This window comes from Kitasatospora sp. NPDC015121, from assembly GCF_055562955.1.
The window spans coordinates 78,796-101,815 of record NZ_JBVHEH010000009.1 but is presented as its reverse complement, the minus strand read 5'-3'; the positions used below and the strand labels follow the sequence as shown (position 1 = coordinate 101,815).

Here is a 23,020-nt window from a genome sequence, read left to right as displayed (position 1 = left end):
GTGCAGTGGGTGGGTGCAAGTGGGTAGGTGGGTGCGGTCGGCGGGTGCGGTGCCGTTCACGCTAGCCCGGCCGCGCGGCGGCGCGCATGGTCCCGGCGGGGGACGGGGGAGGGCGCGGGTACGACCGCAGGAGGAGGCCGGGTACCGTCCGGGGTCGCAACGCGGGCGCCCGGCGGGCGGGGCGGGGTGCGACCGGGGTGGCAGCGCGGTGGCGACCGGCGGCCGATGTGCCGGACGGGGTGCCGCTCCGAGGATGGCGACGTGACCGAGATCCTCACGGGACCGTCGATGTCCCTCCCGGAGTACCTGGCCGTCCTCGCCGCCGGCGCGCTGCTCGCGGTGCGCTGGCTGCCGCCCGCCGCCCGCCCGAGGGCCGCCGTCGCGGCGGCGGGGGCGTTCGTCGCGACGGCGGCGCTGCTGGGCGTGCTCGGGGTGCGCTGGCAGCTGCTGCCGGTGCTGGCGGGCGGCGCGCTCGCGCTGCCGTTCGTCCTCGCGCCGCCGCTGCGCTCCCGGCGCCGCCCGGGCCGCCCGGGGTGGCGGGCCCGCTGGTGGCTGGCGCTGCCCGGGACGGCGGCCTGCGCGGGGCTGGTGGCGGCCGGGCCGGTGGCGGCCTGGGCGTTCGTCGCGCCGGCGTTCCCGGCGCCGTCGGGTCCGTTCGCGGTCGGCACCCGGGTGGTGCAGTGGACCGACCCGGAGCGCCCGGAGACCTTCACCGCCGACCCGGCCGACCGGCGCACCGTCGTCGTCCAACTCTGGTACCCGGCACGGAAGTCGCCCGAGGGCGCGACGCGGGCCCGCTACCTCGGGCGGACGGCGGCGGAGGCCCGCGCGGTGGCCGACGCGCTGGCGGGCGGGGTCGGGCTGCCCGGGTTCCTGCTCGACGACGCGGCGGACGCCCGGAGCCGGGCCGTCCCGGACGCCGCGCCGGCCGACGGGGGCGGCCGGTTCCCGCTGGTGCTGTTCTCGCCGGGATCGGGCGGAGCGCGCACCCAGAACACCGCCTGGGCCGAGGAGTTGGCCTCCCACGGCTACCTGGTGGCGGGCCTGGACCACCCGTACGACAGCGCCGCCGTGCTGCTCGACGACGGCCGGACCGTCCGCACCGCGACCACCTCCAGCGGCGACCGTGACGCGGACGAGCGGCTCGCCGCCGAGTGGACCGCCGTCCGCGCCGCCGACCTGCGGTTCGCCCTCACCGAACTGACCGCGCTGGACGCCGGCCCCGACCCGCTGGCCGGACGGATCGACACCGGCCGGGCCGCCGTCGCCGGACACTCGATGGGCGGCGCCGCCGCGCTCCAGGCCGCCCGGCAGGACGCCCGGTTCGCCGCCGTCGTCGACCTGGACGGCTTCCCGCACGGCCCGGCCGACCCCCTCCTGCACCGCCCGGTGCTCGCACTCACCCAGGAGCCCGGCCCGGGCACCGACCCGCGCTACCTGCCCCGCCTCACCGAGGCGCTGGCCGCCGACACCGCGCCCGGCTACCGGGTCACCGTCCCCGGCGCCGCCCACTTCAGCTTCACCGACGCCCCGCTCTACCTGCCGCCGGTGCCCACCGTCGTCGGCACCCTGGGCCGCACCGCGAGCCCCCGGCTGACCGCCGGCGCCACCCTCGCCTTCCTGGACGCCGTCCTGCGCCCGGCCCCCGAGGACCCCTCCACCGCCCTGGCCCGCTACGGCGACCTCACCGTCCACCGCCCGGACGCTCCGGACGCCCCGGACGTCACCGCGGGGTGAGCAGCTCGGCGGCGACCCGCCCCTCCAGCAGGCGGCGGTCGGTCTCGCCCGGGGTGCGGCCGTGGAGCGACGGGGACCGTCGGCCGCGAACTGGTCCGCGCGCGGGACGTCCGGGCCGCCGATCTGCCCGCCCGGGTCGAACGCGCCGTCGGCGACCTGAACGAACCGGCCGCCGGGGCGCCCACCACACCCTCACCGGTGGCGAAGCCCTCACCGTCGCCGAACAGGTCGCCCTGCTGGCCGCCGCCACCGGCCGGTCCCGCACCGTCCGCCCCGCCCGTCCGAGCCCTCCCGGCGACGAAGGTCGGTGCGCGGCGTCGACTTTCGGCGGCATCGGGGCGGCAGGGGAGGTAGCTAGGGTCGGGGCGTGAGGATGCGGACGTGGATCGGCCGGGCGTTCCCGGGGCCCTGGCGGTGGCGGACGGCCGTGCGGGAGGTGCTGGGCGGCCTGCTGGTGTGCGGGCTCGCCGGGCTGCTGCAGGCCGCGGACAACGGCGGGTGGCCGTCCGCGCTGGTGGTCGGGCTCAGCGCGGTGCTGTACGCGCTGCGGCGCGGGCTGCCCGGGCCGGTGCTGGTGCTGGCGGCGGCCGGGATGGGCGGCCCGCTCGGGTTCCTGCCGCTGCTGGTCACCGCCGGGTACTCGGCCGGCCGCCGGCTGAACCGGCCCTGGCGGGTCCCCGCCGTGCTGGCGCTCGGCTTCCTGGCCCTGTTCGGCGTCGGCTTCCTGCAGAACCGGCACCGCGACCACCTGCCGTTGACCGTCCTGCTCGGCCTGTGCATCGCCGGCTACCTGCTGATCGGCGTGCTGCCCGCCGTCATCGGACGCTACCGGTCCCAGCGCGTCGCCCTGCTCGACAGCCTGCGCGAACGCAACGCGCAACTGCTCCGCGAACGCGTCATGATCGCCCGCCAGGCCCGGCTGCGCGAACGCCACCGGATCGCCCAGGACATGCACGACAGCCTCGGCCACCAACTCGCCCTGATCGCCGTGCACACCGGTGCCCTGGAGGTCGACCGCACCCTCGGCGGGCAGCAGCGCGAAGCCGTCGCCGTGCTGCGCCAGGCCGCCACCGGCGCGATGCGCGAACTGCGCGAGGTGGTCGGCCTGCTCCGCGAGGACACCGCCACCGCCCCCGGCGGCGTCGACGCGATCGACCGCCTCGCCGAGGCCTCCGGCGCGGCCGGCACCCCGATCGCGCTGCGCCACCAGGGCACCCCCCGCCCGCTCGCCGCCGCCACCGGCCACGCCGCGTACCGGATCGCCCAGGAAGGCCTCACCAACGCGCACAAGCACGCCCGGGGCGCGGAGATCACGCTGACCGTCCGCTACGAGCCCGACGCGCTGGTGGTGGAGGTCGCCAACGGCCCCGGCGGGGACGGCGCGGCCGCGGTCTCCGGCGGCCAGGGCCTGACCGGCCTGCGCGAACGGGCCCGGCTGCTCGGCGGCATGGTGCACAGCGGCCCGCTCCCGGACGGCGGCTTCCGGCTGGCCGGCGTGCTGCCGTACACCTCCGAGGGCGCCCGCGCCGCCGTCCCCGAGGACGAGGAACTCGCCCTGCTCGCCGACGCCACCGCCGAACCGGAGAAGCGCCGCCGCAGCCCCGCCGTCGGCTGCGCGCTCGGCGCGCTGGGCGTGCTGGGGGCGGTCGCCGCCGTCGCCGTGGTCGGCGCCATCATGTTCGTCGGCTCGCTGCGCGACGCCACCGTCCCGCTGAAGCTCTACGACTCGATCGAGGTCGGCCAGAGCGAGCAGTCCGTCAACGAACGCCTCCCCGTCGGCAGCGACTTCCTCACCGGCGACTTTCGCAAGCTCGGCCCGCCGGTCCCCGAGGGCGCGCACTGCCGCTGGTTCGCCAGCGACCGCCAGACCTACTCGGACAGCAGCCAGGACGTGCTGCGGTTCTGCTTCAAGGACGGCCTGCTGGTGGAGAAGCAGCACTTCCATGGCAAGGTGTGACCGGACCGGGAACGAAGGGTGCGTGCGGTGATCCGAGTGCTGGTGGCCGACGACGAGCCGCTGATCAGGGCCGGCATCCGGATGATCCTCACCTCCGCCGAGGACGTCGAGGTGGTCGGCGAGGCCCCCGACGGTGCCCAGGCGCTCCGGCTGGCCCGCGAACTCGCCGCCGACGTCCTGCTGCTGGACATCCGGATGCCGGTCATGGACGGGTTGAGCGCGCTCGCCGAACTGCCCCGGGCCGCCCCCGGCACCCGGGCCATCGTGCTCACCACCTTCGGCGAACGCGAGAACGTCCTGCGCGCGATCACCTCCGGCGGCGCCGGGTTCCTGCTCAAGGACACCGCCCCCGGCGAACTCATCCAGGCCGTTCGGGCCGCCGCCACCGGGCACGCCTTCCTCTCCCCGGCCGCCACCCGGCACATCGTCGACACCCTCGCCGAAGGCCCCGCCGCCGCGCGCGGCGAACAGGCCAGACGACGGCTGGCCGTGCTCACCGCGCGCGAACGCGCCGTGGTCGAACTCCTCGGCGAAGGGCTCTCCAACGCCGACACCGGCACCCGGCTGCGGATGAGCGAGGCCACCGTGAAGACCTACGTCAGTCGGATCCTCGCCAAACTGGGCTGCGAGAACCGCGTCCAGGCCGCCCTGCTGGCCCGCGACGCGGAACTCTGACGGTCCGTCAACTCCACTCTGCGGGAAGCGGGATGCCGAGCGCGTCGGCCCGCTTCCCGTACGCCTCGCGGATCCGCCGCAGCGCCTCCGGCCGGAACGGGTCGTCCGGCGCGATCGCCGCCGCGACCGCCAACGCCTCGTCCAGCAGCTTCCGTTGCAGGTCGGGGCGGAGCAACACCGGGTAGTGGCCGGTCAGTCCGATCGCCGCCAGCGCCAGTCTCGGCAGGTGCGCCGCCGGGTTCACCCGGGCCGGCAGCCCGTGCGCCCGGTACGCCTGCCACGGCGTCGGCGGTTCGCTGCCCGCCAGCAACACCCGTGCCCGCAAAGCCAGTTCGGGGTCCACATGGTCCGACTTCTCCACGCGTGAGGACACACGACTCCCATCGCTCTCGTCCAAGGGGGAATGCGGACGAGTCTGCGGCCCGCGGGGCGGGACGGACAAGGGAGGACGGATGTGCGCTCGGTCCTACCGGAAGCGGTCCTGAACAGGCAGAATGGGGCTCGACACGTTGCCCGGAGGGACGGTGGACGGTCCGGGCGTCAGCGGTGCACCCGGTGTTCGCGGTCCCCGGCCTTCGACTTCGTGATCGTGACCCCGTCCTCCCGCCACCACCGGGAGACGCCCCCGACCAGCGCGTAGAGTCCGGCCGCCGCGCAGACGAGGTCGACGACCACCGCGGCGGTCGAGCCGCCGAGCGCCTCCAGCGTCTGGCCCACCCGGAACACGCAGAAGTAGATGGCGGCCGCCCCGGCCAGGGCCAACAGCAGCCACAGCGCCCGCCGCACCCGAGTGGGCCGGGTGCCCAGGATCCGGTACGGAACCCTCCGGTCACAGTTCTCGCAGACGAGGACCGCACGCACCGCCCCCCGGGGCGGCCGCTCCACCGGGATCGGGTAGGTCATCATCCTCGTCGTGCGCTTCGTGCCGGTCATGGTGATGTCGAGGACGTGCGCGTGCCTCGCGTGAATCGACGCGCCCAGACTCCTGCTGCCCATTCCACCCCCCAAGGTGCCGTCGGACGACAGCACGCTATCTCCCCCGGCGGCGCCGTGAAACGCCTTCGGGAAAAAGGGGGAGGGGTGAATTCCCGGCCCGGCGCACCCGGCCGCCGGGATCGCGCCACTCCTGTCCCACTGGTAGTCAACTCATGCTGGCGACAAGGGGTTTGGCCGTACCCGGACGGTTCGGAACACGGCGGGAGCGTCGCCCGGACGGCGGGAATCCGGACCGGTCCGCGGTCGACGGAAAGGGCCGTGGGGTCCCGTTTCCGGGGGACTCGCGCACCACCGCCCCGCCGTCATCGAGCGGCACCCCGAATTCGCCGAAGCGGTGCCGCCCGCCGCCAGGCGGTCAGGACCACTCGCACCCGACTCGCGGCGAATCCACGCCCCGGATCACCAGTCGGTGGCGGGGACCCCGGGGACCCCGGGAACCTCGGGGACCTCGGGGACCGCGCGGTCGGCCGGGTCGGCGGGGGTGACGGGGCCGGCCGGGTCGGCGGGGGTGACGGCGGCGGCCAGGCGGTCGCCGATCGCGTCGAGTTCCGCCGAGAGCTGGGCGCGCAGTGCGGGCAGCAGTGCGAGGGCCGCCCGGGCGGCGTCCGGCTCCGGCCGCGGGTCCCCGTGCGCGGCGGCCACCGCCGTCCGCAGCGGCAGCACGGCCAGCGCGGTCTCCCACGCGGTGCGGTGCACCCCGGTGGCGTAACGGGACGTCAGGTACTCCAGCGGACTCAGTGCCAGCCCGTCCCGGTCGTTCGGCCCGGCCAGGCGGTGGTCGGGCAGCAGCCAGGCCACCCCGTCCCGCGCCACCAGGTCGAACGCCCGGGACAGGTCCGGCGCCGCCAGGCCCCGCACCGACTCGGCCGTCGCCGCCGCCAGCAGCCGCTCCAGCATCGCCGCCTCCCGCGGCCCGTCCGGCCGGTCCGGGTCCTCCCGCCCGGCCAGCAACTGCTCCAGGTGGTAGCGCTGCCCCCAACTCCCCACCGCCCGGTGCATCGCCCCCGCCCGGGTCTCCCGGATCGCCGCCAGCACCAGCGCCCGGGTCGTCAGGTCCCGCCGCACCGCGAAGCGCGCCGCCGCCGTCCCGTCCGGGAGCAGCCGTCCCAGCGCGCACCGCACCGCCTCCACCGTCGGCCCGTCGTACCAGCGCAGCGTCCACCGCCCCCCGGACGGCTCGTACTGCGGCTCGACCGGCACCCGGAACCGCGCCGACAGCCGGTCCGCCACCCGCCGCACCTCCGGGCCCCGCGGCCCCCCGTCCGGCGGCGGTTCGGCCTGCGGCCGGGTCCCGGCCCGGTCCCGGGTCGGGGCGTCCGGCTGCGCCGGGGCGTGCGGCTGGGTCAGGGCGTCCGGCTGCGCCGGGGCCGGCGCGAGCGGGTCGCGGCGGGGCGGGTGGTGCGCGGGGGTGGCCATGGCCGGAGAGTAGCCACGGGCGCGGGCGAGCGCGGGCGACGCGCGGGGTGGCTCAGCCGTTCGCCGCAACCGGCGCCGCGGCTGCCCGCCGGGGAACGGGGACCGGCACCGCGGGGGCCGGCACTGCGGGGACCGGCACCGCGGGGACCGGTGGGACGGGCGCGAAGTCGATCGCGGCGAGGCGGGCCGCGGCTTCGCGCGGGAGTAGGACGGCGGACGCCAGGTCGGGCGGCAGCGGGCCGTCCGCGGTGGCCAGGGCGCGCAGGGCGGCCCAGGCGCGGCGGTGGCGGGCGAAGGCGTACCGGGAGACCCGGCGGCCCCGGCGGCGCTGGCCGTCGACGGCCTCGGCGGGGCTGGCGTCGAGCAGCAGCAGGTGCAGGCGGCGGCCCTGCCGGGCGGCGGCGCGGGCCAGCGCCCGGCGGACCCACGGGAGGGTGCCGCAGTCGTGCACGACCAGCGGCCCGCCGGCCCGCACCGCCGCGCGCAGCCCCAGGTAGTGGGCGGCCCGGACCAGCGGCCGGTAGAGCGCGTACGGGACGCCGGGCAGGGCGCGGGCGAAGGCGGCCCGGGTGTGCTGGGAGTCGATCACCCGGACGCGGGCGCAGCGCCGGATCAGGGTGCTCTTGCCGCTGCCGGGCAGGCCGGAGACCACCAGCACGTCGTCCACCGGGTAGGCCAGCCGGGCCGGGGCGGGACGGTCGGTCAGGTCGTGCCGGGCGTGCGGTCGCAGCTGCGGGTGCACACGGTCCTCCTCAAAGAGTGTGCCAAGGGGGCGTCATGAGAACGTCATGCCCGGGGCGAGCGGTTCCAGACGGGCGGCAACCCACCTGTGACGCGGCTGTATCCGTTCCTGGACACCCTGGGTGAAATCCGGCGGATGATCCATGGCAGGGTGGTCGGATGCGATCCGCCCCGGGGGAGTCCGGCGGGGGCGGAGGGGACAGTCGGAATGGGGTGGGGGCACGTGGGCCACATGAGGTTCTGCTTCCTGGTGGAGGAGCACTACCGCAACGACGGCATGCCGCTGGCGGTGGTCGACCACCTGCGGGCCGTCGGCCACCGGGTGGACGTGCTGCGGCCGGGCGCCGACCTGCTCGACCTCGCCAAGCTGGTGCGCGCGGGCAAGCACGACGCGTGGGTGCTGAAGACCGTCTCCGGCGGCCCGGGCCTGGGCCTGCTGGAGTCCGCCGCGGCGGCCGGCCTGACCACCGTCAACGACGCCCGGGCGATCCGTCCGGTGCGGGACAAGGCGCAGGCCGCCGTGGTCGCCGCGCTGCACGGCCTGCCGATGCCGCGGACCTGGGCCGCCGCCGACCCGGCCGCGTTCGCCGCGATCGCCGCGCGCCGCTACCCGCTGGTGGTCAAGCCCGCCGACGGCTCCTCGGGCCGCGCCGTGCACCTGGTCCGACGCCCGGAGCAGCTCGCCGAGTTGGCCGCCCCGGTGGACGGCGGGCTGCTGATCGCGCAGCCGTACGTGCCCAACGACGGCTGCGACCTGAAGGTGTACTGCGCGGGCGGCGAGTTCCACGCCACCCTGCGCACCTCGCCGCTGCACCCGCACCACCCGGCGGTGGAGCGGCCGGTGCCGGTCCCGCGCGAGGTCGCCGCGCTGGCCGCGCAGGTCGGCGAGGTGTTCGGCCTCGACCTGTACGGGCTGGACGTGCTGATCGGCCCAGACGGCCCGGTGGTCGTCGACATCAACGACTTCCCGAGCTTCCGCCAGGTCCCGCGCGCCGTCGAGCGGGTGGCCGACGCGGTGGTCCGCCTCGCCCGCACCGGCTCCTCCTGGCCGACGCCCGCCGCGGGCCACCTGCTCAGCGACGCCCGGGCCGGCCGGTGACCGGGGCGCGCGCCGCCGTACGGGTCGCGCTGGTCGCCCGCGAGCCGGACCACCCGCTGCTCGCCGGCGCGCGCGCCCTGCTGGAGGCGGACGGGCACCTGTTCGTCCCGGACGGCGAACCGGCCGACGTGGTGCTGCTCAAGGCCCGCGGCCCGGAGGCGCTGCAACGCGCCGCCGCCTACCGGCAGTCGGGCGCGGCCGTGCTCAACTCCCCGGAGGCGACCGGGCGCTGCCAGGACCGCGACTGGATGGAACGCACCGCGCTCGCCGCCGGACTGCCCTTCGCACCCACCCTCGGGCGCGGCGTCCTCGGCGAACTCGGCTGGGACGGGCCGGTGGTGGTGAAGAGCCTGCACAGCCGCAAGGACGACCTGGTGGCCCGGGCCGACACCGCCGCGCAGTGGCGCGCGCTCGCCGCACTCCGGCCGGGCGAGCCGGTGCTCACCCAGCGGCCGGTCGACGGCGACGGCTGGGACCGCAAGGTGTGGGTGGTCGGCGGCCGGGTCTTCGCCGAGCAGCGCCGCTCCGAACTCGCCGACGGCGCCCCCGCGCGCCGCCCCTGGCGGCCCGACGAGCGGGAGCGCGCCGTCGCCCTCGCCGCCGGGCCCGCCTTCGGCCTCCAGGTGTACGGCGTCGACCTGCTGCCCGGCCCGGACGGACCGGTCGCCGTCGACGTCAACGCCTTCCCCGGCGTCCGCCACCAGCCGGGCGCACCCGAGGCGCTCGCCGCGCTCGTGCTGCGCACCGCCCGCCGCTGAGCGGGGCCGGACCGCCGCCGCGCCGGGCCCCCACCGGGCTGCCGCCGGGCCAGCCCGCGGCCCGCTGTCCGCCCGTCATGACCTGCCGGTTCCGGCCTACCGCATCCGCACCCCGTGGGTCCACCCGGCCCCGGACGTCTGCGAGAATCGGCGGCGGAGACCCGGACGAGGAGGAGCGCGGTGCGCGAGGAGGAACCGCGGTCGCGGCTCCCACAGCTTCGGCTGGACGAGCTGTTGGCCGAGCTGCAGGCCCGGATCGACGTGGCCCGGGGCACCCGCGACCGGGTGCACAGCCTGCTGGAGGCCGTCCTGTCGGTCGGCCGGGAGCTGGAGCTGACCCAGGTGCTGCGCCGGATCGTGGAGGCCGCGGCCGTCCTCGCCGACGCCCAGTACGCGGCGCTCGGCATCATCGGCCCGGACGGCGACACCCTCTCGCAGTTCATCACCGTCGGCCTGACCGAGGAGGAGATCGCCCTGATCGGCCCCTACCCCACCGGGAAGGGCCTGCTCGGCGAACTCATCCGGCACCCGCAGCCGTTGCGCCTGGCGGACCTCAAGCAGCACCCGGCGTCCACCGGCTGCCCCGCCCACCACCCCGAGATGCGCACCTTCCTGGGCCTGCCGGTCCGGGTCCGCGACGAGGTGTTCGGCAACATCTACCTGACCGACAAGCGCGGCGCGGCCGGCTTCGACGACGACGACGAGTCGGTGATCGCCACCCTCGCGGTGGCCGCCGGGGTCGCCATCGACAACGCCCGGCTGTACGAGGAGGCGCAGCGCCGGCAGCGCTGGCTGACCGCCACCGCCGAGATCAACCGCCGTCTGCTGTCAGGGAGTTCGCGCACCCAGGTGGTGGAGCTGATCGCCCAGCGGGCCTGCGACATCTCCGGCGCGAAGCTCGCCGACGTGCTGACCGCGCTGCCCGACGGCAGCGGCCTGCGGGTCGAGTTGGCGCTCGGCGGGGACGTCAACGGGCGGGTCGGGGTGGGCGTCGAGCTGGAGGGCACGATCTCCGGCGCGGCGTGCGAGACCGGCTTCCCGGTGACCTCGCCCGACCTGGCGCAGGACCCGCGCTACCCGGGCTGCGTGCCGCGCTTCGAGGGCATGGGCCCGGCCGTCGCGGTGCCGCTCGGGCGGGCCGAGGGCCACACCGAGGGGGTGCTGCTGCTGGTGCGCGGCAGCGGCGAGCCCGAGTTCACCGAGCGCGAGATCGACCCGCTGCTGGGCTTCGCCGACCAGGCCGCGCTCGCCCTGGAGCTGGCCGAACGGCGGCGCGACGCCGAGCAGTTGGCCGTCCTGGAGGACCGCGACCGGATCGCCCGCGACCTGCACGACCTGGCCATCCAGCGGCTGTTCGCGACCGGCATGACGCTGCAGAGCGCGTCCCGGTTCATCGACCACCCCGGGGCGTCCGACCGGGTGCTGCGGGCGGTCGGCGACCTGGACGAGACCATCAAGATCATCCGCTCGACGATCTTCGGCCTGCGGGTCCGCGAGGCCGGCGCCGGGCAGGGCCTGCGGGCCCGAGCCGTGCACGTGGTCGAGGAGGCCCAGGCCACCCTCGGCTTCGCGCCCCGGCTCAGCATGGAGGGACTGCTCGACACCGACGTGCCGCCCGCCGTCGCCGACCACCTGGTGGCCGTCCTCGGCGAGGCGCTCAGCAACGCCGCCCGGCACGCCCGGGCCGGCCGGGTCGAGGTCACCCTGCAGGCGGCCGGCGGCCAGGTCGCCCTCACCGTCCAGGACGACGGCGTCGGCATCCCCGCCCAGGGCCGCCGCAGCGGCCTGCGCAACCTGGAGGAGCGCGCCCGCACCCTCGGCGGCGCCCTCACCGTCACCGCCCCGCCCACCGGCGGCACCCTCCTCAACTGGACCGCCCCGCTGGTCCACTGAGGTCGGACGCCCCGCCCGCGCCGGTCCTGCCGCCGCGGCGGCGCCACCCCGGGCCCCCGACGGACGGCCGCTCGCCCTCCCCGGCCCGGACGCCCCGTCACTCCAGCGCGGCCGCCTTGCGGAGCAGGACGGCCCGCTCCGGGGCGTTGCGGCACAGGCGGGCGGCCAGTTCGAGCTCGGCGCGGGCCTCGACGGTCCGGCCCAGGCGGGACAGCAGCTCGCCGCGGACGCCCGGCAGCAGGTGGGAGCCCGGCAGCCGGCCCGCGGCGAGCAGCTCGTCCACGACGGCCAGCCCCTCGGCCGGGCCGCTCGCCATCGCGACCGCGACCGCCCGGTTCAGCTCCACCACGGGGGACGGCGCGACCCGGCCGAGCGCCTCGTACAGCAGCACGATCCGCTCCCAGTCGGTCTCCGCGACCGACGGCGCCCCCGCGTGGCAGGCCGCGATCGCCGCCTGCAGCCCGTACGGCCCGAGGCCCCGGCCGGCCGAACCGGCCCGGCCGAGGGCGGCCAGGCCCCGGCGGATCGCGGCGCGGTCCCACCGGGTGCGGTCCTGGTCCTCCAGCAGCACCGCCTCGCCGTCCGGCCCGGTGCGGGCCGGGAAACGGGCCGCCGTCAGCTCGAACAGGGCCAGCAGGCCGTGCGGTTCGGGCTCGCCGGGCAGCAGCGCGGCCAGCGTCCGGGCCAGCCGGACGGCCTCGTAGGCGAGGTCGGGGCGCAGCAGGTCCGCGCCCGCCGTCGCCGTCGCGCCCTCCGTGAACACCACGTACAGCACGCTCAGCACCGCGCCCAGCCGGGCCCGGCGCTCCTCGGCGGGCGGCAGCTCGAACGGGACGCGGGCGGCCGCGATGGTCTTCTTCGCCCGGGTGATCCGGGCCTGCACGGTCGGCACCGGCACCAGGAAGGCGCGGGCGATCTCCTCGCTGGACAGGCCCGCCACCACCCGCAGGGTGAGCGCGACCCGGGCCTCCGGGGCGAGCACCGGGTGGCAGGCGGTGAACACCAGCGCCAGCACGTCGTCGTCGATCCGGTCCGGGTCCCAGGGCAGCGCGTCCGGCCGGTCCGCCTCCGGCGCCGCCGCGCCCGTGACGGCCCCGCCCTCGGCCAGCCGCCCGGCCAGCAGGGCGTAGCGCTGGTCCAGCGCCGCGCGGCGGCGGAAGGCGTCGATCGCCCGCCGCCGCGCGGTCGCCAGCAGCCAGCCCACCGGGTTCGCGGGCGCGCCGTCGCGCGACCAGGAGACCAGCGCCTCGGCCAGTGCCTCCTGCGCGACGTCCTCGGCCAGCGCGAAGTCGCCGGTGTAGCGGGCCAGCGCCCCGACGATCCGGGCGGACTCGATCCGCCAGACCGCCGCGACGGCCCGCCGGGCCGGCTCGCTGACCGCCCCGGCGCCCGGGCCGCCGCCCGGCTCGCCGTCCGGGCCGCCGCCCCGCGGGGGGTCCTGGTCCGGCGGAGCGTCCTGCGGATCGTCGGTCGCAGGCATCAGAGCTGGCCGGTCCGCTCGCGCCAGGCGCGCTCCAGCGCGACCCACTCGTTGTCCTGTGGGAACTCGTCGATCCCCGGCACCCGGCGGACCTCGCACTTCGAACCGGGCAGCGCCGGGAGCCGCTTGGCCCACTCGACGGCCTCCTCCTTCGAGGCGACGTCGATCAGGTAGAACCCGCCGAACAGCTCCTTCGTCTCGCCGTACGGGCCGTCCGTGACCACCGGCTCCTCGCCGGCGAAGTCGACCACCACGCCCTGGGAGGCGTCGTCCAGGCCCTCGGCGGCGATCAGCACGCCCGCCCGGATCAGCTCCTCGTTGAACCGGCCCACCGTCTCCAGCATCTCCTCGAAGGGCGTCTGCATCATCTTCTCCAGGGTCTCGTCGGTCGCCCGCATGATCAGCATGTACTTGGCCATCGCCGTACTCCTCGTCCGTGGTGAGTGGTTGGTGGTGAGTGGTTGGTGGTGAGTGCGTGGTGGGTCGGGATGGGGTTCCGACCCTTCTCTATCCCAAGGTCGAACGGCGCGGGCGCGGATCGACAGGGGAGGGCGGGAGTTTCCGGATTTCTTCCGGGTGCGGCTCCGGTCCGGGGTTTCGGTAGGCTGCGGGCTTCCGGGATGATGATCATTCCAGTTGACGAGGGGGTGCCCAGTGGTGGGACGGCTCGCGGGTCCGACGCTCGCCGCACTCGCGGTGCTGGCCGCGTCCGGGTGCAACCCCCTGCTGGGGGAGGAGTTCGAGGTCAAGGGGACCTGCGCCGGGAGTCGGGACCGGCTGCCCGTCCTGGAGGGCCTCGCGATCGGCCGGGCCGCGCCGCCCGGGACGGCGCCGGTGGACTGGGAGCCCGGCTCCGGCCGGGCCGCCCGGCCGGTCGACACCGCCTGCGTGGGCGGCGACTCCCTCGACACCCCCTGGGTGCACGCCGCCCGGCTCTACCGCCACCCCGGTCCGCGCGCCGAGGTCGCGGACTTCTACCGCGCCGCCGCCGGGGCCGACGGCTGGCGGCTCGACGAGGACCGGGCCGACCGCCCCGACGGCAGCCTCTGCTTCTCCCGCGAGGTCGAGGGCCACCCCACCCTGCTGGTGGTGCACTTCGCGCCCGAACACGCCCCCGGCCCCGACGTCTACCAGGTGACCGTCAGCCACAGCGCGTACGACCCCGAGACCCGGTGCGCACCGCCCGCCCGACGGAGCGGGTCCGCCGCGCCCGGGGCGGCCGGGCGGTGAGCGTTCCGAGGACGGACGGACGGACGTAAGGAAGGGAGCGGGCCGGTGAAGTGGGTCGTGCGGTGGGGGGCGGTCACGGTGATCGCGGTCATGGCGGCGGGCGGGTGCGCGTTCGGGGCCTTCGACGAGTTCGCCCCCGGGCACAGCTGCCGGGGCACCGGCGACCGGGTGCGCGGCCTGGAGCGCGCCGTGACCGCGCTCGGCCTGCCGGCCGGGGCCACCCCGGTGGGCGCACCCACCGGCGGGGGCGGGGGCGGCCCGGTCACCGAGTCCGGTTGCTTCGACGACCACTCCGGCATCCCCTGGGTGTACGCCGCCGGCGCCTACACCGGCGCCGGCCCGCGCGAGCGGGTGCGCGAGCACTACCGCGCCGCGGCCGCCGCCGACGGCTGGCGGTACGAGCCCGCCGCGGACGAACCGGACGGCGGCCTCTGCTTCACCCGCACCGTCGACGGCCACCCCGGCCTGCTGACCGTCAGCTTCGCCGGGTACGCCCCCGACAGCGGCGCCTACCGGGTCGAGGCCGGCCACGCGGCCGACGACTCCGCCGCCCGCTGCCACCTCCCCGACGCCACCGCCCGGTACTGAACCCGGGCCCCGGTCCCGGGCGTTCAGCGCTTCGTGACCTGCGGGGCGCCCGGGCGGCCGGTGGCCGGGTCGAGGACGAAGACCGTGACCTCGTCCTCCGAGGTCACCGTGATCCGGTCCCGGCCGGTCCACTCGATGCTCCGGTAGTAGCCGCGCGGCTCGCGCTCCCCCCAGTCGCCCAGGTCCCAGTGCCGGGCGGACCAGCCGCTGCCGGCCACCAGTTCCAGGCGGTAGACCGGGTCGATCGAGAAGGCGACGTCGGTCACGGTCACCGCCCGGTCCGGGTGGTCGGGGTTGACCTTGCGCTCCACCGGCCGGCCGTCCCCGCCGAACACCACCGCCGCGAAGACGACCGGCGCGCCGAGGGCGACCAGCGCCACCAGCGCGAAGGCGCAGCTGACCTGCGAGAACGTGGTGCGGAACTCGAACTCGACCACCACCGAGGCCACGGTCAGCACGACCGCCGCCCCGATCATCCACACCGGGTGGTCGAGCAGGCGCTCGACCACCACCAGTCCGCCCGGCCGGGCCGCGTACTGGCCCGGCAGGTAGAGCAGGATCGCGAGCAGGGCCAACCCCCGCATCAGCCAGGAGACCTGACGGCGGCGTCGCAGAGTCATCGATTCCCCTCCCGTGATCGACCGGGCGGACTGTACTACCCGCCCGCCGGAGGGGAGGACGCCGGGGCCCGGGGTCCGGTTGCCTCCTCCTGGTGCAGGTCGAGGGCGGTCAGCAGGTGGATCGCGGCGTCCGCCCAGCGCGCGGGCACCGGGTCGGCGGCCAGCGCGTCCAGCAGCGCGGCCGAGCTGCGCAGGCCGGTGCGGCGCAGCAGGGCGGCGGGCGGGGCGAGCCGGTGCGGGAGCGCCGAGTCCAGTCCGGTGCGGGCGAGTTCGGCCAGCGCGGTGCGGGCGGCGGCCAACGCCTCCGTCAGCGGGTCGGCGCCGGCCGGCGGCAGGGCGGCGAACGGGTGCGGGTCGGTCTCGGCCGCCAGGTCCGGGAGGACCAGGCCGGCCGCGCCGCGCACCGCCAGCGGATCGAGCGCCGGACGGCCCGCCTCCTGCCGCAGCAGGCCGCTGACGTGCGACACCGTGCCCGACTCCAGGGCCGCCGCCAGCGCGTCGACCCGGCCCGGACACAGCACGTCGTGCTCGGCCGCGACCAGCACCGCCGTCCCCGACTCGTCCCGCACCACCGCCTCCAGGCGCTGCCGGGCCGGGTCGTAGCCCAGCGGGCCGACCTCCGCGACGGCCAGCACGTGCGCGTTCTCCGCCTCGATCCGGGGCCGCACCAGCCGGGGCGGCCGCCCGCCCAGCGCGCGCAGCCGGGCCGCCGCGTCGCGCAGCAGCAGCGGCGCGGGCAGCGACGCCCAGGCGTCGCCCAGCGGCGTGACGCTGGTGGACGCGATCCGGCCGCGCTCCACCGTCACCGCCCGCCCGGCGCTGCGCGACACCGACTCGCTGACCAGGTTCGCCCCCGCCAGCGCCCGCACCGGGTGGCCCAGCAGCCGCCGCGCCGCCAGCGCCGCCCCCGTGCCGTCCTGGCCCTCCGCCAGCGTCCAGCCCCTGCGCAGCACCAGGGCGATCCCGGCGTCCGGCTGCGCGAAGTAGAGCGCGACCTCGCGCTCGGCCGCGCTCCGGCCGGACACCCGGCAGCCCAGCGCGACCAGCCGGGTCCGGCGCAGCTGGGTGACGGCGCTCTCCCCGGTGCCCAGCGCCAGCGCCCGGTCCGGCGCCCGGTGCCGCGCGCACAGCTCCGCCAGCAACTCGGCCACCCGGTCCGGGTCGTGCCGGGTGTCCCGGGCCGCATACGCCTCCAACTGCACCCGCAACTCGGCCGTCGCGGCGGCCGGCCAGTGCGCCGAGACGGCGGCCAGGTCGCGCTCCAGGCGCGACAGCTGGGCGAGCAGCACCGGACCGGTCCGGGAGGTGCCGGTGCGCAGCAGCTCCTCGGCGAGCGCCGCGACGGCGACGAGCGGGGGCGGGGTGGCGGCGCTCCTCGGGGTGGTGTCCGAGGTGCCCCTCGGGGGGTTCTTCGGAGGGCTCTTCCGGGTGGTCGGCGCGCTGGTCTCCGTGCTGGTCTCCGCCGTGGCCGTCGCGGTGGCCACCGGGGCGGCCGGGCCGCCGGCCGTGCGGGTCGCACCGGACGGGGTGCCGTCCGCGTCGGCGGACCGGAACGCCCACACCGCGAGGGTCACCAGCTCGCCGTGCCGGGCCGAAGTCGCCCCGCTCAGCGCGAAGTTCAGGCTGTGCGGAACGGGGAAGCGGACGGTGCAGCTGGGCAGCTCCACCGAGGGCGCCGGGTGGTCGGCGTCCATCCGCTGCACCGTCACCCGCACCCCCCGCTCCCAGGCCCGCCGGGCCGCCGACAGGGCCGGCCGGCCGAACGCCGTCAGCAGCGCCGCGTCGTCGAACTCGGCCGGAGACCAAGGACGTTCGGAGGCGCCCCCGACGCTCTCCGGAGCGTCGTGCCGCGCCTGGTAGGCGAGGACCAGCCCGACCAGGTGCCGGCACACGCCCGGCGCCGGACAGCTGCACGTCCCCGCGTCGAGCGGCACGCCGGCCGGCAGGACGGCCCGGCTGCCGTCCGGGAAGAGCGCGGACACCTCGCCGTCCGCGCCGAGTTCCGTCGACGGGCCGGTGCCCGCCTCCAGTTCGCGGGCCGCCCGCTTCACCAGGCCGCGGTTGGCCAGCGCGGCCAGGGTGTCGGCGTCCAGCGCCAGCAGGTCCGCCCGGGGCGCGCTCACCGGCCCACCTTCTCCGCCACGAACGCGGCCAGCGCGCCCGGTGTCATCGCCCCCACGTGCGCCCCCAACCCGGCCAGCCGGGAAGTCAGTTCGCGGTCGTACACCGGATCGGCCTCCTCGTCCAACGCCGCCAGCCCGAGCACCGTGGTGCCCTGCTCCACCAACGCCCGCACCCCGCGCAGCAGTCGGCCGGGGTCGCCGCCCTCGTAGAAGTCCGACACCAGCACCACGATGCCGCGCCTCGGGTTGTCCAGCAGCGTGGCCCCGTAGTCCACCGCCCGGGCGATGTCCGTGCCGCCGCCGAGCTGCACCCGCATCAGTAGCTCCACCGGGTCGGTCACGTCCGCCGTCAGGTCCACCACCGAGGTGTCGAACGCCACCAGGTGGGTGCGCAGCCCCGGCAGGTTCCACAGGCAGGCCGCCGTCACCGCGGAGTGGATCACCGACCCGGCCATCGAGCCCGACTGGTCGACCAGCAGCACCAGTTGCCACTGCTCCAGGCTGCGCCGCGTCCGGGTGTGGAAGTACGGCCGCTCGATCAGCAGCCGCCGCCGGTCCGGCTGGTAGTGCGCCAGGTTCGCCCGCACGGTGGAACGGAAGTCGAAGTCCCGGGCCAGCGGGATCCGGCTGCGGCCCGGCGCCCGCGCGCCGGTGAACGCCCGGCGCACCTCCGGACGCAGCCGGTCCAGCAGCTCGCGCACCACCGCCTCCACCAACCGGCGGGCCAGCAGCAGGAGTTCCGGGTTCATCAGGTGCTTGGTGCGCAGCACGGCACGCAGCAGCGCCTGGCTCGGCTCGACCCGGGACAGCACCTCCGGGTCGGTGACGATCTCGTCGATCCCGTAGCGCTCCACCGCGTCCCGCTCCAGCCGCTCCACGGTCTCCTTCGGGAACAGCCGGTGCACGTCCTCCAGCCAGTCCACCGGCGTCACCCGGGACGCCTCGCCGCCGCCCCGCCGCGCCCCGCCGGTCCGGCGCACCCCGCGCCGGCCCGCCTCCGGGTCGCGCCCGTACAGCCACTCCAACGCGACGTCCTGCGCGGCCGCGTGCTCGCCGAGCGCACCGGTGCAGCGCTCGGCGGCCGCGCCGAGGATCAGCCGCCACCGCTCCAGGCCCTCGTCGGGGAGGTGGGTGCCGGGGGACGGGGGCTGGGACGGGGACTGGGACGGGGTCGGGATCGGGCGCGCGTCGACGGGTTGGGCGGGGGTGTCCGGGGCCAGGCCGTAGTGGGAGAGCAGGTCGGCGACGGCCAGTTCGAGGCGCGCGGCGCGGACGAGCAGCGCCGGATCGGCGGTGGTCCGCAGCAGGGCGCGGGCCGAACCGGTACGGCCTCGGCGGGCCAGCAGGCGCTCCGCGATCCGCTCGCGCTCGCGGGGCGGGAAGTAGCCGAACGCCTGGCGCAGCGCGGGCAGGCCGGACAGGAAGTCGGCGGTCGGCAGACCGGTGACGATCCCGTCCAGGGAGTCGAACAGTGACGTGTCATCGACCGTGTCCAGGGCCGGCCCGGTCAGCTGCTCACGCGCCAGCACGAACACCCCCGACAGCCAGTCGCCCAGCCGCTCCGGCCGCCCCGCCAGCGCCCGCGCCTGCCGGGCGACGGCCTCGGCCGAAACCGCGACGGGCCGAGGACCGGGCACGGGCCCGGACGCACGCGCTTCGCCGCCGTCGCCCGCCGTCGCGGGCGGCTCGGCGCCGGCGCCGCTCCCGCGCGCCGCCGGGGGTGCCGTTCCGTCGGCGGTCAGGGACCAGCAGAGGCCGAGGGCCGCGCCGCGCAGGTCGGGGGGCGCGGCGGGGTCGGCGGCGACCCGGCCGGCGGTGGCGAGGGCGGCGGCGCGGGCGACGGTGAGGACGGGGGCGGCGTGGCGGAGGGCGTCGCGGGCGGCGGTGGTGGCCCGCAGGCGGGCGCGGTCGACACCGGTGCCGCCGTGCAGGCCCTCGGCGAGCCACAGGACGCGGTGCAGGGCGGCGTCGACCAGCCCGGCCAGTCGCGGGTCGGCGGCCACGCCGTACACCCGGTCGTGCCGCCACAGGTCCAGGGTGGTGGCCAACACCTCGCCGACCGCGCCGAGTTCGGGGGAGCGGCCGATCCGTTCGGTGAGCGTGTCGAGCAGGTCGCCGGCCAGCGTGCCGACGCCGCACAGGACGGCGTCGAACAGCAGCCCGGCGAGGTCGGCCGGGTCCGCGTCGGCGGCCCGGGCCCGCCCGGCGAGGGCCACGGCGGCCGCCTCGGGCAGCCGCGCCCCGTACGCGCCGGCCTCGATCAGCGCGGCGTCGCGCCGGTGCGCCCAGCCGCCCGGGGCGGGCTCCCAGCGTTCGGTGAACACCGGGTCGCCGCCGCCGGTCGGCCCGCTCGCCCGGACGTGCCCGGGCACGTCCAGCACCCGCAGCCGGTGCAGGAAGCGGCTGCGCCGCAGCCCCTCGGGGCCGGTCAGGTCGGCCGTCGCCACCGCACCCGGCTCGACCCCGCAGACGGCCTGTTCGGCCGCCACGTCGTGCACCAGCGGCGGCGCCGGCGTGTCCGGGTGCAGCCGGCCGCGCCGGTCGCCGGTGCCGGCCGCGACCAGCGCCCGGACCAGCGGGTCGCCGCCCGCGCCCGGACGGCCCCGCTCCTGCCAGGGCAGCGGCTGCTCCAGCGCCTCGCCGACCAGCCCGGAGACCAGCCCGTCCAGCACGTCGGCGCGCGAACGGGTCGGGTGGCCGCGCAACGCCGCCAGGCCCTCGGCGAGGGTGCGGGCCGCGATCAGGTCGGCCGTCGACACCGGCACCTTCGCCTCCCGCAGCCGCCGCACCGCGCGCTCGACCAGGCCGTCCGCCGCGCCCGACGGGCCGCGCTCCCACAGCAGTTGGTAGTAGCCGGGGGAGGGCATGCCGGACTGGTAGCCGCCGAACGCGTCCAACTGCGCGAAGGAGTACGGCACCAGGTGGCTCCCGCCGACCGCGCCCGCCGGCGGCTCCGGCACCTCCGGCCAGTCGGATTCCCGCTCGGGCTCCGAGCGGCCGGACGACCCGCCGGACGACCCGCCGGACGCCACCAGCGCCCGCAGCGCGGGCGTGTGGAAGCCGCCGGTGACCACCAGCACCGGCCCGTCGCCGCGGGCCAGCGCGGCCCGCACCCAGCGCGCCATGTACGCCTCGCGGGCCGCGTCGCCCTCGTCCGCGGCCGCGTCCCCGCGCACCAACTCGAAGTAGGCGTCCAGCCGTTCGGCCAGACCGGCCGGGTCCGGAAGCTCGACCAGGCCGTCCCACAGGGTGTCCGGCGAGTCCGTGCCGAACGCCTCGCACAGCCGCGCGGTGGCCTGCGCGTACCGGGCCTCGGCGTCCGCGAACCGGTTCGCCAGCGGGCGGTCCCGGTCGGTGAACGCCGGGTGCCAGGCCGGGAGGTCGACGAAGCGCACCTGCGCGCCCGCCGCCCGGCCCTCGGTCAGCGCCACCCACTCCGGCGAGTACGCGCACAGCGGCGCCCAGGACGTCGCCGTCCGCGCCTCGTCCCGGTAGTGGCTGAACACCGCGACCGGCAGCTCGTGGCCGAGCAGCAGCTCGTCCAGCCGCGGGTTCAGGTCCGCCGGGCCCTCGATCAGCACGTGCGCGGGCCGCAACCCGGCGACGGTGCGCGCCACCAGGGCCGCGCAGGCCGGCGAGTGGTGCCGGACACCGAGGAAGACCGCCTCCGTCCGGCGCGCGGGGCGGGCCATCAGTCGGCCAACAGGTGCCGGGCGTCGTACAGTTCGCGCCAGCGGCCGCCCTGGCGCTGCCTGGCCTGCTGCTCCAGGAAGCGCCGCAGCCGGGCCAGGTCGTCCGGGCTGTCCTTGGCCGCCGTACCGGCCAGGCAGGTCACCAGGTCGGCGGCGCTGCCCGGCTCCTGGCGCAGGAACCAGCCGCGCACGCCCACCGCGTGCGCCACCGACACCGCCTCGGCCGTGCTCAGCACCGCCGAGGAACCGCCCCTCCCGCCGGTGCCGGCGCCGCCGTCCGGCGCGCGCAGCTCGCGGAAGGTCGCCACCAGCACCTCCAGCAGGTCCCGGTCCGGGGCCGGCTCGACGCCCGAACGGCGCAGCAGCGCCGTCGACTCGGCCTCCACCAGGGCGACTTCGGTGGCGAAGTCGGCGATCGGGAAGACCGTCTCGAAATTGAACCGGCGCTTGAGCGCGGCGCTCATCTCGTTGACGCCCCGGTCCCGGGTGTTCGCGGTGGCGATCACGTTGAACCCGGCACTGGCGAACACCATGCCGTCCGGGCCCTCCAACTCCGGTACCGCCAGCACCCGTTCGGACAGCAGCGAGAGCAGGCAGTCCTGCACCTCCAGCGGGCAGCGGGTGATCTCCTCGAACCGCACCACCTTGCCCTGCGCCATCCCCTTCAGCATCGGCGCGGGCACCAGCGAACGCGTCGACGGGCCCTCCGAGACCAGCAGCGCGTAGTTCCAGCCGTACTTGATCTGGTCCTCGGTGGTCGCCGCGCCGCCCTGCACCGTCAGCGTGGACGTCCCGCTGACCGCCGCCGCGATCAGCTCCGACAGCAGCGACTTCGCCGTCCCCGGCTCGCCCACCAGCATCAGCCCGCGATCGGTCGCCAGCGTCACCAGCGCCCGCTCCACCAGCGCCGCGTTCCCCACGAACTTCCGGCTGATCCCGGCCCGCTCGTCCCCCACCACGAACCGCCGCGCCGCCCGCAGGCTCAGCTCCCAGCCCGGCGGCCGCGGATCCGCGTCCTGTTCGCGCAGCGCCGCCAGCTCCGCCGCGAACCGCACCTCGGCGGGCGGCCGCTGCAGGACGGAACGGTCGGCGGCGGCGGTCGGAGCGGGCATCGCGCAGTCCTCGGGGGTGGCAGGGGTCGGAAGGGCAGCCGGTGTGGCGGGAACGATCCTCTCAAGCCCCGCCGGACGCCCGCGCCCGGGCTCCCCGCCCCGGCCGGACCGTCCACCGGGCCCCGACGCTACCCGCCGCCCCCGACAGCGCGTCGGCCACCGGCCGGAGCCGACGCCCCGCCCGCGCCCCGCGGGCTCCGGCGTACCGCCCCGGGGCGTCAGCTCGTGGTGAACGGGCGGTCGCGGCGGGCGTCGCGCAGGACGGAACCCCACCAGTCGAGCTGGTCGAGCACCGCCTTGGCGGCGGCCTCCGGGCCGTCCGGGTCGAGCAGGGTGCCGTCGGGGGCGAAGAGCTGGTAGTAGCGCGGGAAGGAGACGTAGTCCCGGACGGTGTGGGCCTGCAGCTCGTTGAAGACCTGCCGGAGCTGTTCGATCGCGAGCAGGCCGCCGCTGGCACCGCTGTAACCGACGAAACCGATCGGCTTGGCCTGCCACTGGGTGTAGTGCCAGTCGACGGCGGCCTTCAGCGAGGCGGGGAAGCTGCGGTTGTAGTCGGGGGTGACCACCACCACGGCGTCGGCGGCGGCGAGGCGGTCGGCGAGGCGCTGCATCGCCGGGGTGCGGGGCGGGTTCGGCTCCAGGGCCGGCGGGACGGCCGGGAGTTCGAGCGGGACCGGCGTGTCGGCGAGGTCGATCAGGTCGACGGTGAACCGGCCGTGCAGTTCCGCCCGCTCCACGAACCAGCGGGCGACCACCGGGCCGAACCGGCCCTCCCGGACGCTGGCGACGATCACGGCGAGGTTGAGCGGCTGACTGGTCATCACGGGACTCCTGCTGTCGGCACGCCGCCCCCGGTCGGGGCGGCACCGCTCCAGGCTCGCGGGCCGCGGCGGGGCGGGGGAG

General features: G+C 77.2%; 19 protein-coding genes. 8 read left to right on the top strand and 11 right to left on the bottom strand.

The annotated features are described in order from the left end of the window. Positions 1–225 precede the first annotated feature (225 nt). From ACZ3J7_RS15205 to ACZ3J7_RS15195, 3 genes are all read left to right on the top strand, one after another. Entirely contained in the window at positions 226–1,737 is a 1,512-nt protein-coding gene (locus tag ACZ3J7_RS15205) for an alpha/beta hydrolase family protein (protein ID WP_465620727.1), read from the top strand. 373 nt (positions 1,738–2,110) lie between these two features. Further along, positions 2,111–3,694 (top strand): sensor histidine kinase, encoded by a 1,584-nt coding sequence (locus ACZ3J7_RS15200; protein ID WP_465621105.1) that lies wholly within the window; start codon positions 2,111–2,113, stop codon positions 3,692–3,694. Between the two features lie 27 nt (positions 3,695–3,721). Beyond that, on the top strand, positions 3,722–4,369 hold the full coding sequence (locus tag ACZ3J7_RS15195; RefSeq protein WP_465620725.1) for a response regulator: 648 nt from the start codon (positions 3,722–3,724) through the stop codon (positions 4,367–4,369). Positions 4,370–4,376: 7 nt separating this feature from the next. Here the strand turns inward: ACZ3J7_RS15195 and ACZ3J7_RS15190 are convergent, their stop codons facing one another. The 4 genes from ACZ3J7_RS15190 to ACZ3J7_RS15175 all read right to left on the bottom strand — a co-directional run bounded on the left by ACZ3J7_RS15190 (position 4,377) and on the right by ACZ3J7_RS15175 (position 7,523). Beyond that, positions 4,377–4,712 (bottom strand): hypothetical protein, encoded by a 336-nt coding sequence (locus tag ACZ3J7_RS15190; RefSeq protein ID WP_465620723.1) that lies wholly within the window; start codon positions 4,710–4,712, stop codon positions 4,377–4,379. Positions 4,713–4,909: 197 nt separating this feature from the next. Beyond that, complete coding sequence (locus ACZ3J7_RS15185) at positions 4,910–5,365, bottom strand: hypothetical protein (RefSeq protein WP_465620721.1); 456 nt, start codon at positions 5,363–5,365, stop codon at positions 4,910–4,912. A 399-nt stretch (positions 5,366–5,764) separates the two neighbouring features. Further along, complete coding sequence (locus ACZ3J7_RS15180) at positions 5,765–6,781, bottom strand: hypothetical protein (protein ID WP_465620719.1); 1,017 nt, start codon at positions 6,779–6,781, stop codon at positions 5,765–5,767. Between the two features lie 52 nt (positions 6,782–6,833). After that, entirely contained in the window at positions 6,834–7,523 is a 690-nt protein-coding gene (locus tag ACZ3J7_RS15175) for an AAA family ATPase (RefSeq protein ID WP_465620717.1), read from the bottom strand. Positions 7,524–7,754: 231 nt separating this feature from the next. Here ACZ3J7_RS15175 and ACZ3J7_RS15170 point away from each other — a divergent pair, with 231 nt between their 5' ends. The 3 genes from ACZ3J7_RS15170 (at position 7,755) to ACZ3J7_RS15160 (ending at position 11,272) form a co-directional block, all read left to right on the top strand. After that, on the top strand, positions 7,755–8,621 hold the full coding sequence (locus ACZ3J7_RS15170; RefSeq protein WP_465621104.1) for an ATP-grasp domain-containing protein: 867 nt from the start codon (positions 7,755–7,757) through the stop codon (positions 8,619–8,621). After that, on the top strand, positions 8,618–9,379 hold the full coding sequence (locus tag ACZ3J7_RS15165; protein WP_465620715.1) for an ATP-grasp domain-containing protein: 762 nt from the start codon (positions 8,618–8,620) through the stop codon (positions 9,377–9,379). Before ACZ3J7_RS15170 ends, ACZ3J7_RS15165 begins: the two co-directional genes overlap by 4 nt. 180 nt (positions 9,380–9,559) lie before the next feature. Beyond that, positions 9,560–11,272 carry a sensor histidine kinase gene (locus tag ACZ3J7_RS15160; RefSeq protein WP_465620714.1) on the top strand — a complete coding sequence of 571 codons (1,713 nt, stop codon included), beginning with the start codon at positions 9,560–9,562 and terminating at the stop codon, positions 11,270–11,272. 97 nt (positions 11,273–11,369) lie between these two features. Here ACZ3J7_RS15160 and ACZ3J7_RS15155 read toward each other — a convergent pair whose 3' ends face one another. After that, on the bottom strand, positions 11,370–12,752 hold the full coding sequence (locus tag ACZ3J7_RS15155) for an RNA polymerase sigma factor (RefSeq protein ID WP_465620711.1): 1,383 nt from the start codon (positions 12,750–12,752) through the stop codon (positions 11,370–11,372). Then, positions 12,752–13,171 (bottom strand): YciI family protein, encoded by a 420-nt coding sequence (locus ACZ3J7_RS15150; protein ID WP_465620709.1) that lies wholly within the window; start codon positions 13,169–13,171, stop codon positions 12,752–12,754. Before ACZ3J7_RS15150 ends, ACZ3J7_RS15155 begins: the two co-directional genes overlap by 1 nt. A 238-nt stretch (positions 13,172–13,409) precedes the next feature. On the opposite strand from ACZ3J7_RS15150, the gene ACZ3J7_RS15145 reads away from it, so the two are divergent. Next, positions 13,410–13,982, top strand: coding sequence for a hypothetical protein (locus tag ACZ3J7_RS15145; protein WP_465620707.1), 573 nt, complete (start codon positions 13,410–13,412; stop codon positions 13,980–13,982). A gap of 45 nt (positions 13,983–14,027) precedes the next feature. Beyond that, positions 14,028–14,570 carry a hypothetical protein gene (locus ACZ3J7_RS15140; RefSeq protein ID WP_465620705.1) on the top strand — a complete coding sequence of 181 codons (543 nt, stop codon included), beginning with the start codon at positions 14,028–14,030 and terminating at the stop codon, positions 14,568–14,570. A 23-nt stretch (positions 14,571–14,593) separates the two neighbouring features. Here ACZ3J7_RS15140 and ACZ3J7_RS15135 read toward each other — a convergent pair whose 3' ends face one another. The 5 genes from ACZ3J7_RS15135 to ACZ3J7_RS15115 form a co-directional block, all read right to left on the bottom strand. Further along, positions 14,594–15,190, bottom strand: a complete 597-nt coding sequence (locus ACZ3J7_RS15135) for a hypothetical protein (protein WP_465620702.1) — start codon at positions 15,188–15,190, stop codon at positions 14,594–14,596. Between the two features lie 35 nt (positions 15,191–15,225). After that, positions 15,226–17,313: a hypothetical protein gene (locus ACZ3J7_RS15130; RefSeq protein ID WP_465620700.1), complete on the bottom strand. Its 2,088-nt coding sequence runs from the start codon at positions 17,311–17,313 to the stop codon at positions 15,226–15,228. Then, entirely contained in the window at positions 17,310–21,005 is a 3,696-nt protein-coding gene (locus tag ACZ3J7_RS15125) for a DUF5682 family protein (protein WP_465620698.1), read from the bottom strand. Before ACZ3J7_RS15125 ends, ACZ3J7_RS15130 begins: the two co-directional genes overlap by 4 nt. After that, positions 21,005–22,117, bottom strand: coding sequence for an ATP-binding protein (locus ACZ3J7_RS15120; protein ID WP_465620696.1), 1,113 nt, complete (start codon positions 22,115–22,117; stop codon positions 21,005–21,007). The genes ACZ3J7_RS15125 and ACZ3J7_RS15120 overlap by 1 nt, the downstream gene beginning before the upstream one ends. 218 nt (positions 22,118–22,335) lie before the next feature. Then, positions 22,336–22,938, bottom strand: coding sequence for an NADPH-dependent FMN reductase (locus tag ACZ3J7_RS15115; protein ID WP_465620694.1), 603 nt, complete (start codon positions 22,936–22,938; stop codon positions 22,336–22,338). Positions 22,939–23,020: the final 82 nt, after the last annotated feature.